The sequence below is a fragment of the Microbacterium sp. LWH3-1.2 genome, from assembly GCF_040675855.1.
GTDB lineage: Bacteria > Actinomycetota > Actinomycetes > Actinomycetales > Microbacteriaceae > Microbacterium.
On sequence record NZ_JBEGIK010000001.1, the window covers coordinates 1,360,838 to 1,371,910 of the forward strand.

Sequence of the window (11,073 nt, forward strand, 5' to 3'; positions counted from 1 at the left end):
CGTCTCGCCCAGCGCCTCCGCGCCGCCGGCGTGGCTGCGCGAGCGCGGCATGGGGGCGAGCATCCTGGTCGCGGCGATCTCGAGCGCGTTCGGCGCGATCCTGCTGAGCGCCACCGGGTTCATCGCCGCGGTGCTGCGCGCCGACCCGTTCATCGGCGAGAGCGGCATGCTGGCCGCGGTGCTCGCGATCATGAGCTTCCTCCTGATCGGCGTCGCGGTGTACGTCGCCGCGATCGTCACCGCCAACACGTTCGCGACGGTCATCGCCGGCCGGACGCGGCGCATCGCGCTGCTGCGCCTCATCGGCGCCTCCGCGCGCTCGCAGCGCACCGAGGTCGCTCGCCAGGGGCTCGTCGTCGGCGTCGTCGGCGCCGTGCTCGGGCTCGTCGGCGGCACCCTCGTGTCGTGGGCGGGAGTCGTGCTGGCGGGGCCCGCGTTCGGCATCGAGGACGTGGCGTACGCCGTCGTTCAGCCGGTGCTCGTGATTCCTGCCGTCGTGGTCGCGCTCACGACCTGGGCCGCGGCGTGGGCAGGGTCCCGACGCGTGCTGACGGTGACGCCGCTGCAGGCGTTGGGCGGGTCCGTCGAGGCGTCCCACGACGCGTTCGCCCGCAAGGGGGCGCGCAACGGCGCCGCGATCACGCTGTTCGCGATCGGCGGGGCGCTGCTCGCGGGCGGCATCGCTATCGGGCTCGTGTCGCCGCTCGGGGTCATCGTGGCGTTCTTCGGCGGGATCTTCTCGTTCACCGGCCTGGCGCTCGGCGCGACCCTCGTGATGCCGCCGGTGCTGCGGCTGGTCGGCCGGGTCTTCGGGTCGTCGGCGACGGCGCGCCTCGCGTCGGAGAACGCGCTCCGATACCCCGAGCGCTCGAGCCGCATGGCGATCGGGGTCGTGATGGGAGTGACGCTCGTGACGATGTTCGCCGTCGCCCTCGAGACCGTGAAGGCCGTGCTCACGACCTCGGCGGGCGGCGAGGCCCCGCAGGAGATGACCACGCTGCTCGACACGTTCGCCGGGATCATGATGGGCCTCGTCGCGGTGTCGGCGGTGATCGCCGCGGTCGGGCTCGTGAACCTCCTCACGATCGGCGTGGTGCAGCGCCGACGCGAACTGGGGCTGCTGCGGGCGCTCGGCGTGTCGACCGGGCAGGTGCGACGCATGGTGCTGCTCGAGGCCGCGCACATCACGATCACCGCGACCGCGACCGGGCTCGTGCTCGGCATCGCCTACGGCTGGGCGGGCGCGCAGTCCCTCCTCGGCGCCGTGCCGATGCCGCCGTCGTTCTCGGCTCCGACCCTCGTCGCCCCCGCGGTGCCGTGGCTGCCGACGGCGATCATCGTGGGGGCGACGGCGGTGCTCACCCTCGTCGCCGCGGTCGTGCCGACGCGGCTCGCGACGCGGGTGGCGCCGGTGGAAGCACTCGCGGACTGAAGAGTGCCGCTCGCCTGTCACGAAGTGCCGGAGTGGACAGCACTTCGTGACAGGTGAGCTGGAAAGACGTCGGGTGGACGGACGGATGCTGCGGCGCAGGGCTTCGCGCCGCAGCATCCATCATTCGTCTTTGACGAGCGGGACCTGACGGAAGGGGCCGCGCGCGGCGTCGGCCATGAGCTCGATCCACTCCTCGCCCGCGGTGAGGTCGTCGGTCGAGTAGAGGTCGGCGACCTCTCGGAGAGCGGTGACGAGCTGCTCCTGCGGCACCGCGCCGTCGCCCTTGCCGTGGACGTCCCGGCGGGTCGACATGACGGCGGCCAGCCGGGGGCGGTCGGCCCCACGGTCCTTCCACAGCGCGTGCAGAGAGCGGGGCGTGGCGTTTCGACTGCCGTGGTGCCCCACTTTGTACAGGTCGATGCGGGAGAGTCGGTCGCGCAGCTGCGGCTCGTCCTTCAGCCGCTCCAGCGTGAGCCGCCAGTTCTCGATCTGGGCGTCGCCGGGGAACAGCATCGACAGGCCCTCGATCTCGAGCAGCAGGATGACGCTCGTGTTGTTGAGGGCGTTGTCGAGGTCGCGCACCAGGCGCGCGGCCGAGTGCGACCGCTGGTCCGCGAGGCGGTCGATGAGCCAGCGCACCGGCCCCGGGCTGTGCGAGATCGGCGCGGGGGCGTCGGCGCCGGCGTCGGCGGCCGCGCCCACCACGCGCAGCGAGGCGCCGAGGGCGGAGAGCCAGTACTCCGGGTCGTCCTCGCGCTGCTTGGCGACGCGCGGGTCCTGGTCGACCGTGGGCGGGCCGAGCACCGTCGCCCGCATCCCCGGAACCACGTCGTCGATGCCCGACTGCATCCCGGCGTGCAGATAGCGGCCACGCTCACCCATGGAGAGCTCGTCCAGGAGGGCCACCGCCTCGGCGTTCTTGAGCTGGTCCTCGGCGGCGGCCTTGACGTCGTCGTCGAGGCCGACGAGCCGCGTCAGCTTCGCCACGTGCTCCTGGGCCTGCGCGAGCAGCGCGGCGTACCGCACGGAGGCTCGGCTGAGGCCGTGGGGCGGCTCGGCGGCATCCAGTCCCGCGCCGTCCGGGCCGTTCGCGGTCGCTGACAGCCGGGGATCCTCGGTCCACGATCGCAGCACGAGCTTCGGAGCGAGCTTCTTCATGATCGCCGCCCCGGCGTCGACCTCGAACCCGCGCAGATGGTCGCGGTGCCGGTGCGTCACCACGAGCACGTCCAGCTCGCCCCCCGTGTGCTTCTCGATAAGGGCGGCGACGTCGCCCATGCGGCCGCGGGCCATGCCCTCGCGGGGCGAGTGGCTGGTGCCGTAGTCGATGAGGACGTGCCGCTCGGCGCGGCCGTCGGCCAGGGGCGCGTCGTACTCGACCGACACCAGGAAGCAGTCGCCGAAGCCGACCTGGTACATGCGGACGCGAACGCGTGTCGGAGTGCTCACCATGTCTCCCCGGAGCTCTGTTCGGTGCGATGCAGCTCGGCGAACGTCTGCCCGCGGGCGGCGCCGTCGGAGAAGCCGAGACGTCGCTTCGCGTCGATGCGGCCGGTGCGGGCGAGGTGGTCGAGCCGCAGCTGCTGACGTCGCCAGTCATCGAGGCGCTTGTGGATGTGCAGCTTGAGCCGGCCGAACTGGTCGAAGATCAGCGTTCCGCCGCCGAACAGCTGAACGGGAGTGTGCGGATCGATCGCGGACGAGAGCTGGAGCCCCGACTCGTCGGTGAACTCGCGGGCCGTCATATCGGCCATCTGCACGTACGTGGCCACCGACTCCGGCACGATCAGCCCGTCGGGACCGATCCGCTGCGTCGGCAGCACCGACTCGATCACGGTGTAGTAGTCCGTCGACACGTCGAGGCGGCGGGCGTTCTGCCAGAGGAACCGCGACACCTCGTCGCGGTCGCTGCGCAGCCCCGCGAAGTTGATCCCGAGGTAACGCGGCGGCAGCTCCGACTCGAGCACGTCGGTCACGCGCCCGGACGGGAGCGTGATACCGGCCTTGGCGAACCCGTCGACCAGCAGCTTCCGGTACCCGAGGTCGTCGTCGGGCACGACCTCGTGGTCCGCGAGCAGCACCGCGTTGAGCAGGTCGCCGAAGTCGAACTCGACGGGTGGCAGGTAGTCGAGGCCGCGGATCAGCATCGTGAGCAGCTGCGACGCCGCCTTCGCCCCCTCCTCGGCGGCACGCGCGCGGTCGACCGTGACGCCCTTGCCCGTCACGGCCGTCCCGTTCGGCCGTGAGAACAGCGCCCGCAGCCGCTTGTCCCAGATCTCGATGAGCAGATCGAACGCGATCGCCACCAGCACCTCGCCGCGCCGGTGCGGCTCGAGGAAGTCCGTCCGCCTCGCCCAGTCGGCCGGCGGCGGGTTGAGCGCCGATTCCCGCAGCGCGCCGCGGCCCTGCGTCAGCACGCTGCCGATCTGCTCGGCGACACGGGCAAGCATGTTCTTGCGCAGCGCATCGGGCTCCACATGACTGCGGGGGATGCGTCCGCTCTTGTCGGGCTTGCCGAGCGCCTGCTCGATCACGGGGCGCATCGAGAACACCGACAGCAGCGCGACGATGTCGGCGAACCCCTCGTGGAACGCGGCCTGGTCGGGCAGGCTCGGTTCGAGGAACCGGCCGCGCAGCCCGTCGAGCACCGCGTGCGTCGTCTCGTGCACCACGACGTCGTGGCTCAGGCAGGTGTAGATCGCCTCGCCGGTCGGGTTCGCCGGCGGCACGTAGCCGAACAGCAGCGCGCGATCCTCGAAGGAGTAGTACGCGTTCGCCTCGGCGAACGCGTGCGGCACGAGGAACAGCTGGTGGCTGCGGAAGCCCCAGGGCAGGCGGCGGCCCAGGGCCGTCTCGAACGTGGCGAGCGTCCGCGCCGCGGTGGCATACACATGCTGCGCGTGGAAGGCCCAGTCGGTGCGCAGGACGTCGTCGGTGGCCTCCGCGAACAGGTCGTCCTTGCCCAGCGGCTCGTGCTTCACGTACCGGCCGGTCGCGGTGTCGTAGTCGACCACGTGCAGCCGTGCGCCGCGGGGCCCGTCCTCCATGCGCGACCACGGCACTTTCACGGTGGCGGTGAGGATCCGGTCGTCGTCCCCGCTCACCGAGGGATCCTGCGCGATGAGCCGCAGCGTCACGTGCGTCCGCGGTTCATCGGCCGGTTCCGCGAAATCGACACCGTCCGCCATGTCACACCCCCAGGGTCTACGGCTCCACAATGCAGCGACATTCCCCGCTCTGGAAGAGGGTCGGCGCGCGGGGGTGATACTCGGCGGCCCGGGCGCAAGGGGGTGCCCGGGCCGGGGGCGCCGGTGCAGGCGATCGCCTGGGGGGAGCCGGCCCTACGGCGACAACGCCTGGGAGGACAAGCCCACGGGCGTCATCGGAGGGTCGCCGGGCAGGATCGGCACGGCGGTCGGCCAGCAGACGCTCCGCAGCACGCTGAGCTACCTCAACGCGCGGCAGATGACGTCACCCGAAGCGTACGTCCAGATCACGCCGGGTCCGATCGACGACGACGGACGCGTGACCGACGCCGAGACCGAGACGTTTCTCCGGACGTTCATGGTGAGGTTCCCGGAGCACGTCGCGCGGGGCCTGACCGTCATCCCGCAGGAGTGAGGCGACGGATGCTGCGGGCCGCAGCATCCGTGTCATTCTTCCCTGGCGAGTTCGGGGTCGTGGGCCCACGTGGGCGCGAGGGCGCGCACGCGCGCGGCCCGCCACTGCCACATGCCCCACAGCACGGGCCAGAGGAGGGGTGCGGTGGGGCCGCCGATCACCAGCCGGTCGCGCCACAGCGTCCTGCCGGGCTGACCGGGCGCCGGCGACACCGCCATCTGGTGGTCCCACACGTCGAGGCTCGCGAGCGGACCTGTGAGCGGGATGCCGCTGTCGCGGAAGATCCAGACACGGCCGCCGGTTTCGTCGACCGAGCGGTCGCTGACATGGATGAGCTGCCGCCCCATCGGCACCGCGCCGAACGCGGACAGCTGCACCGGCACGTCGTCGCCGGGCGTCCACGAGGTCGGCAGTCCGCTCGGAACCAGCGGCGCGAGGTCCATCAGCGGGCCGTAGAGCTCGGCCACCGCCCGGGGCGAGTGCACCGCGCGCCATGCAGCGTCGGCATCGCAGTCGATCACGAACTTCAGCAGGATCCGCATGCGCTCCAGTGTCGCACCCGCTCCCCTCATCGGATCCGGGGTTGCGCCGATCGCCGAAGACGGGGGGACGGATGCCGCGGCCTAGGCTGGACGGATGCCCGACCGCCCGTTCGACCAGCACCGCTACCAGGTCCGCCACGACTGGGGGATCGAGGGGCTGCGGCGCCTCGCGCCCGCCGACGTCATCGTGGTGGTCGACGTGCTGCGGTTCTCGACGACCGTGACCGACGCTGTGGCCGGGGGTGACGGCGTCGCCCTCGACGGGGATGCGCACGCGGTGTCGATCAACGGTGCGGCGGTGGCCCAGGCGGCGGGAGAGAGCGGTGCGGTGGTGCTGCTCGGATGCCTCCGCAACGCGGCCGCGGTCGCCCGGGCGGTGCTCGACATCCAGCACGAGCGCGCTGCGCGCACCAGCATCGCTGTGATCGCGGCGGGCGAGCCCGCGGGCCGCACGCCCGACGCGCCGCTCCGGTTCGCGGTCGAGGACCAGCTCGGCGCCGGCGCGATCGTCGACGCCCTCGGCGGTCTGGGCGTCGATCACACCTCACCGGAGGCAGCGGCCGCGTGCGAGGCGTTCCGCGGGCTGCGCGGCGCCGTGCGTCACCTGCTCACCGCCGCCGGCTCGGGCCAGGAGCTTCTCGCCCGCGGCGCCCGCGACGAGGTGCTGAACGCGGCCGCGGTGGACGCGGCATCCGCCGTCCCCGTCCTGCGCGACGGGGCGTTCGTCGCGTACTGACGCGGCTCAGTCGCGGGGGGTCATCGCCGCGAGGCGGGTCGCCCGGGTGATCTCGCGACGGGTCCAGCTGAAGGCATGGCGCTCGTCGAACTGCGGGGCGCACTTGGCGCACGATGTCGGCCGCGTCGCCTTGCGGTGGCGGTACGCGACATGGCCGGCCGGGCACACGCCGATCCACGGCGCGAGCTCTGTGGCCGTCTCGCCGTGGTGGGTGGTGCCGCCGACGTAGCCGAGGTCGCGGGCGACGGCCTTCCATCGCGCACCGTGGCCGGCACGCGGACCGGCGAGCGCGTGGGCGATCTCGTGCAGCAGCGTCTGGTGGTTGGTGTCGTCGTCGTATCGCGCGGCGAGGTAGCGCGAGACGCTGATGCGCTTGTGCGTGTAGTCGCACAGCCCCGCCCGGCGCTTCGCGTTGTCGAACGCGAAGCTCCAGGAGTCGTCGAGGTGGAGGGCGATGAGGGCCTCGGCCCAGTGCCGCACGCGATGAAGATCCGACATGTGCGCGAGACTAGAACGTATCTCCGACACTCCGGCCTGCGGTGCCCACCTCAGCTGGCGACGGATGCCGCGGCCCGGCGCCGGTCGGCGGCGTCGATGGCGAGGAGGGTGGACTCGAGCTGGTCCTCGGTGGCGCCGGACTCCTGGCGCAGGAAGAGTGCGCGCTTGAAGTCCTTGCGGGCCGCCTCGAAGTCGCCGGCGTCGTAGTTGACCTTGCCGCGGTGCTGGTAGGCGAAGGCGCCGATGCCCGCCCAGCCCTGGCCGTCCGCCTCCTCGGCGCAGGTGGTCAGCTCCTGGTCGGCGGCGGCGTACGCGCCACGCGCCTGCAGCACCGTGGCGTGCAGGATGCGCGCCCGCAGGAGGTCTTTGCGGGTGCCCGCCATGCGCGCGACGCGCACCGACTGCTCCGAGATGACGAGGGCCTCGTCGGCGCGGTCCAGAACCTTGAGCAGCCACACCCGCTCGAGCAGCGCCGGAAGGCTCCGCTGGTCGCCGATCTCCTCCAGCCGCTCCCTGCACTGGCTCGCGTTCACCTTTTCGCGGAGAGTGTCGGGATCGTACCCGCTGATGTAGCTCACGTCTGACTCCCTTCGCCGCGCCCGGTGGCCTGTTCCAGTGTGCCTTGCCGCGTCCCCGGTGGCGGTCGTGCCACGCCGGGTCGCGGCATCCGTCCCCGGGCGCCGTCGGCAACCGGCCGCGTCTTGGCGAGTCGCCACGAAACCGCTGACGAATCGGCACCTTCTGGCGAGTCGCCAGAAGGCGCCGTGGGAACGTCGCCTCGGCTTCTGGCGAGTCGCCAAGACATTCCAGTGGCGACGGGGTTTCTGGCGAGTCGCCAGAAGGTGCCGTGGGAACGTCGCCTCGGGTTCTGGCGAGTCGCCAAGACACTCCGGTGCCGACGAAGCTTCTGGCGAGTCGCCAGAAGGCGCATCAGCGCAGGAAGACGGATGCCGAGGGCTTGGGTGAGGGCGTCGCGTCGGCGTCGGTCGCGACCCGCGCGCCGCGCGCGAACTCGTCGAGCTCGCGCCCCTCGGCGACCTTCGCGGGGTGCGGCCCGGCGGCCATGAGGCGCGGGAGCCACTCGGTCGGAAGCGGGGCTCGGGATGCCGCGATCACGAGGTTGCCGAAACGGCGGCCCTTGAGGGTCTGCACCTCCGCCAGCACGATGACGTGGTCGAGCACGGCCTGCACCGTCGCGACCTCGCGGCGCGCGAACGCGAGTCCGGCGCCGTCCGCGACGTTGACCAGCAGCACGCCGTCGGGTGCGAGGAATCTCGCCGCCTCCGTGAAGAACTCCACCGTGGTGAGATGCGCGGGCGTCTGAGCGCCGGAGTAGACGTCCGAGACGACGAGGTCGGCGGCCCCCACCAGACCCGCGGGCAGGCGCCCGAGCGCTTCGCGCGCGTCGCCGATCCGCACGCGGATCGAGGCGCCCCGCGGGATCGGCAGGTTGTCTCGCACGAGATCCCACAGCGCCGGCTCGAGCTCGACGACCTGCTGCCGTGAGCCCGGACGCGTCTGCTCGATGTAGCGCGGGATCGTCAGGGCGCCGGCGCCCAGATGGATGGCGGTGAGCGGCTGCCCGGGCATCCGCAGCCGGTCGATGACGGCGCCCATGCGCGCGACGTACTCGAAGTGCAGGTGCGTCGGGTCGTCGAGGTCGACATGCGACTGCGGTGTGCCGTCGACGTCGAGCTCCCACCCGCCGCCGAACGGCGAGCGGATGACGCGGGCGAGGGTGCCGTCCGACAGCCGGGCGGAGGGGACGGATGCCTCTTCCCTCGCGCGTGCCATGCGCACCACGTTAGCCGCCTCCGGTTCCGCACCGCCGACCGCAGGGCTCCGCAGTACCGTTGAGGAATGGCGGCGATCGACCTCAACGCGGACCTCGGCGAGACCGTCGACGGGCTGCCCACGGCCGACGACGAGGCGATGTTCGCGGTCATCTCGAGCGCGAACGTGGCCTGCGGCGGGCACGCGGGCGACGCGGCCTCGATGCGCGAGGCGGTGCTCCGCGCCGAGCGGTTCGGGGTCGCCGTCGGGGCGCACCCGTCCTATCCCGATCGCGGGAACTTCGGGCGCGTGGCCGTCGTGATCGACCCCGCCGAGCTCACCGCCACGGTCGCGCGGCAGCTGGCCGCCCTCGCCGATGCCGGCGCCGACCTCCGCTACGTCAAGCCGCACGGCGCGCTGTATCACGCGGTGACCGCCGACCCGGTGCAGGCCGAAGCCGTCGCCCGGGCGATCGCACACAGTTCGGCGCTGGTCGGCCGGCCTCTGCCGGTGCTGGGCCTGGCGGGCGAGATCGAGCGGGCCGCAGCATCCGTCGGTCTGCCGTTCGTCCACGAGGCGTTCCTCGATCGGGGCTATCTGCCGGACGGCTCGCTCGTGCCGCGCACGCAGCCGGGTGCCCTGCTCGGCGACCCCGAGCTGGTGGCGGAGCGGGCCGTGCGCCTCGCGCGCGAGGGCGTGGTCGAGGCGGTGGACGGCTCTCTCGTGCGAGCGGATGCCGCATCCCTGTGCGTGCACGGCGACTCGCCGTCGGCCGTCGACATGGCCCGCGCCGTGCGCGCGGCGCTGGACGCCGCCGGCGTGGAGGTGCGGGCGCCATGGTGACTCCGCGCGTGCGGCCGATGGGGGAGCGCGCGTTCCTCCTCGAGGTCGGCGCGCTCGACGACGTGCTTCCGCTGCGCGCCGCGCTCGCCGGATCGCGGCCCGCGGGGGTGACCGATCTCGTGCCGGCGGCGCGCACGGTGCTCGTGCGGATCGATCCGCGGGTGCTCCCGCTGTCCACGGCGCGCGCGTGGGCGCTCGCCGCGGCGACGACCGCGGTGCAGGAGACCGATGCCGCGGCCCCGATCGTCGAGCTCGACATCGCCTACGACGGGGCCGACCTGGCCGACACCGCACGACTGCTGGGCGTCGAGGTCGACGAACTCGTGCGGCGCCATGCCGAGGCGGCCTGGCGGGTGGCGTTCACCGGCTTCGCCCCCGGTTTCGGCTACCTCGTGAGCGACGACTGGCCGTTCGATGTGCCGCGACTGGAGTCGCCCCGCACCCGCGTACCGGCCGGCTCCGTCGGGCTCGCCGGCGTCTTCAGCGGCGCGTACCCGCGCGACACTCCGGGCGGCTGGCGGCTCATCGGCACGACCGCGGCACGCCTGTTCGATCCGGATGCCGCGTCCCCCGCGCTGCTCGAACCGGGAGCGCGCGTGCGGTTCCGCCCCGTGCCCACCGGCGGCGGAGCCCGCCCCGCCCCGGTCGAGAACCGCTCCTCTGCCGCGAATGGCCGGCCGGAGCGACACGTCATGACCGGTGAGCGGCGGCATGCCGGGGATGCGGGGGCGCCGTCGGGCGAGCCGGCGGCGGGCCGCAGCATCCGTGTCCTCGAACCGGGCCTCTTGACGACCGTGCAGGATCTCGGGCGAGAGGGCGCGGCGTCTGTCGGCGTCGCCGTGTCGGGAGGCCTCGACCGCGGGGCGCTGCGCACCGCGAACCGTCTCGTCGGCAACCCCGAGGAAGCCGCCGGGCTCGAGGTGACGATGGGCGGACTGCGCGTCGCGGCAGGCGCCGACCTCTGGGTCGCGGTGACGGGCGCGTGGGGCACGATGCGCATCGACGGGCGCGAGGTCGATCCGTACGAGGCCCACGCGTGGCCGGGCGGCGCCGAGCTCCACCTCGACTGGTTCGCACACGGCGCGCGCGGCTACGTCGCCGTCCGCGGCGGACTCGACGCGCGGGTCGCGCTCGGCTCGCGGTCGACGGATCTGCTCGCAGGGCTCGGGCCGGCGGCGCTGCGCGCCGGCGATGTCGTGGGCGTGCGCGACGACGAGACGGGGCCGATCCCCGTCGCGCCTCCGGGCGGGTGGGGAGCGCCCCACGACGATGAGCTCGAACTCGAGCTCGCGCCCGGTCCGCGCGCCGACTGGTTCGCCCCCGCGGCGCTCGCGACCCTCTATGACACCGTGTGGACCGTCTCGAACCACGCGGACCGCGTCGGCGCACGCCTCGACGGGCCGGAGCTCGCGCGCGTGCGCACCGGGGAGCTCGCGAGCGAGGGCATGGTGCCGGGCGCGCTGCAGGTGCCGCCCAGCGGCCGGCCCACGATCCTGCTCGCCGACGGTCCGGTGACGGGCGGCTACCCCGTGATCGCGGTCGTGACCGATGCGAGTCTCGACCTCGTCGCCCAGGCCCGTCCGGGCACCCGCATCCGCTTCCGCCACGCGCGGCCGGCGTCCTGACTT

The 11,073-nt window shown here is 73.1% G+C and carries 11 protein-coding genes; 5 read left to right on the plus strand and 6 right to left on the minus strand.

Annotated elements, in window-relative coordinates; all coding sequences use genetic code 11:
- The first annotated feature begins 49 nt into the window (after positions 1-49).
- On the plus strand, positions 50-1,432 hold the full coding sequence (locus MRBLWH3_RS06355; RefSeq protein WP_414685394.1) for an ABC transporter permease: 1,383 nt from the start codon (positions 50-52) through the stop codon (positions 1,430-1,432).
- Between the two features lie 120 nt (positions 1,433-1,552).
- Here the strand turns inward: MRBLWH3_RS06355 and MRBLWH3_RS06360 are convergent, their stop codons facing one another.
- Together MRBLWH3_RS06360 and MRBLWH3_RS06365 are read right to left on the minus strand one after the other, a co-directional pair.
- Positions 1,553-2,881: a hypothetical protein gene (locus MRBLWH3_RS06360; RefSeq protein ID WP_363429764.1), complete on the minus strand. Its 1,329-nt coding sequence runs from the start codon at positions 2,879-2,881 to the stop codon at positions 1,553-1,555.
- The gene (locus tag MRBLWH3_RS06365; RefSeq protein ID WP_363429766.1) at positions 2,878-4,620 is read right to left on the minus strand and encodes a hypothetical protein; all 1,743 of its coding nucleotides are present in this window, start codon (positions 4,618-4,620) and stop codon (positions 2,878-2,880) included. The genes MRBLWH3_RS06360 and MRBLWH3_RS06365 overlap by 4 nt, the downstream gene beginning before the upstream one ends.
- 277 nt (positions 4,621-4,897) lie before the next feature.
- Here MRBLWH3_RS06365 and MRBLWH3_RS06370 point away from each other — a divergent pair, with 277 nt between their 5' ends.
- Positions 4,898-5,053, plus strand: a complete 156-nt coding sequence (locus MRBLWH3_RS06370) for a hypothetical protein (protein WP_363429768.1) — start codon at positions 4,898-4,900, stop codon at positions 5,051-5,053.
- Positions 5,054-5,085: 32 nt separating this feature from the next.
- Here MRBLWH3_RS06370 and MRBLWH3_RS06375 read toward each other — a convergent pair whose 3' ends face one another.
- The gene (locus MRBLWH3_RS06375; RefSeq protein WP_363429770.1) at positions 5,086-5,595 is read right to left on the minus strand and encodes a hypothetical protein; all 510 of its coding nucleotides are present in this window, start codon (positions 5,593-5,595) and stop codon (positions 5,086-5,088) included.
- 94 nt (positions 5,596-5,689) lie between these two features.
- Here MRBLWH3_RS06375 and MRBLWH3_RS06380 point away from each other — a divergent pair, with 94 nt between their 5' ends.
- Positions 5,690-6,331: a 2-phosphosulfolactate phosphatase gene (locus MRBLWH3_RS06380; RefSeq protein WP_363429772.1), complete on the plus strand. Its 642-nt coding sequence runs from the start codon at positions 5,690-5,692 to the stop codon at positions 6,329-6,331.
- A gap of 6 nt (positions 6,332-6,337) precedes the next feature.
- Here the strand turns inward: MRBLWH3_RS06380 and MRBLWH3_RS06385 are convergent, their stop codons facing one another.
- The 3 genes from MRBLWH3_RS06385 to MRBLWH3_RS06395 all read right to left on the minus strand — a co-directional run bounded on the left by MRBLWH3_RS06385 (position 6,338) and on the right by MRBLWH3_RS06395 (position 8,623).
- Positions 6,338-6,829 carry a SprT-like domain-containing protein gene (locus MRBLWH3_RS06385; protein ID WP_363429773.1) on the minus strand — a complete coding sequence of 164 codons (492 nt, stop codon included), beginning with the start codon at positions 6,827-6,829 and terminating at the stop codon, positions 6,338-6,340.
- Between the two features lie 50 nt (positions 6,830-6,879).
- Entirely contained in the window at positions 6,880-7,407 is a 528-nt protein-coding gene (locus tag MRBLWH3_RS06390; protein ID WP_363429775.1) for a hypothetical protein, read from the minus strand.
- A gap of 352 nt (positions 7,408-7,759) precedes the next feature.
- Positions 7,760-8,623, minus strand: a complete 864-nt coding sequence (locus tag MRBLWH3_RS06395) for a spermidine synthase (protein WP_363429777.1) — start codon at positions 8,621-8,623, stop codon at positions 7,760-7,762.
- Positions 8,624-8,689: 66 nt separating this feature from the next.
- Here MRBLWH3_RS06395 and MRBLWH3_RS06400 point away from each other — a divergent pair, with 66 nt between their 5' ends.
- Positions 8,690-9,445, plus strand: a complete 756-nt coding sequence (locus MRBLWH3_RS06400) for a LamB/YcsF family protein (protein ID WP_363429779.1) — start codon at positions 8,690-8,692, stop codon at positions 9,443-9,445.
- A complete protein-coding gene (locus MRBLWH3_RS06405; protein ID WP_363429781.1) occupies positions 9,439-11,070 on the plus strand; it encodes a 5-oxoprolinase/urea amidolyase family protein in 1,632 nt (543 codons plus the stop codon). The genes MRBLWH3_RS06400 and MRBLWH3_RS06405 overlap by 7 nt, the downstream gene beginning before the upstream one ends.
- The last annotated feature ends 3 nt before the right edge of the window (positions 11,071-11,073 follow it).

Excerpts from the sequence above, each read along its gene's own strand:
- MRBLWH3_RS06355 (WP_414685394.1), top strand. The coding sequence starts at position 50 with ATGGGGGCGAGCATCCTGGTCGCGGCGATCTCGAGCGCGTTCGGCGCG.
- MRBLWH3_RS06365 (WP_363429766.1), bottom strand. The coding sequence starts at position 4,620 with ATGGCGGACGGTGTCGATTTCGCGGAACCGGCCGATGAACCGCGGACG.
- MRBLWH3_RS06370 (WP_363429768.1), top strand. The coding sequence starts at position 4,898 with ATGACGTCACCCGAAGCGTACGTCCAGATCACGCCGGGTCCGATCGAC.
- MRBLWH3_RS06375 (WP_363429770.1), bottom strand. The coding sequence starts at position 5,595 with ATGCGGATCCTGCTGAAGTTCGTGATCGACTGCGATGCCGACGCTGCA.
- MRBLWH3_RS06380 (WP_363429772.1), top strand. The coding sequence starts at position 5,690 with ATGCCCGACCGCCCGTTCGACCAGCACCGCTACCAGGTCCGCCACGAC.
- MRBLWH3_RS06385 (WP_363429773.1), bottom strand. The coding sequence starts at position 6,829 with ATGTCGGATCTTCATCGCGTGCGGCACTGGGCCGAGGCCCTCATCGCC.
- MRBLWH3_RS06395 (WP_363429777.1), bottom strand. The coding sequence starts at position 8,623 with ATGGCACGCGCGAGGGAAGAGGCATCCGTCCCCTCCGCCCGGCTGTCG.
- MRBLWH3_RS06400 (WP_363429779.1), top strand. The coding sequence starts at position 8,690 with ATGGCGGCGATCGACCTCAACGCGGACCTCGGCGAGACCGTCGACGGG.
- MRBLWH3_RS06405 (WP_363429781.1), top strand. The coding sequence starts at position 9,439 with ATGGTGACTCCGCGCGTGCGGCCGATGGGGGAGCGCGCGTTCCTCCTC.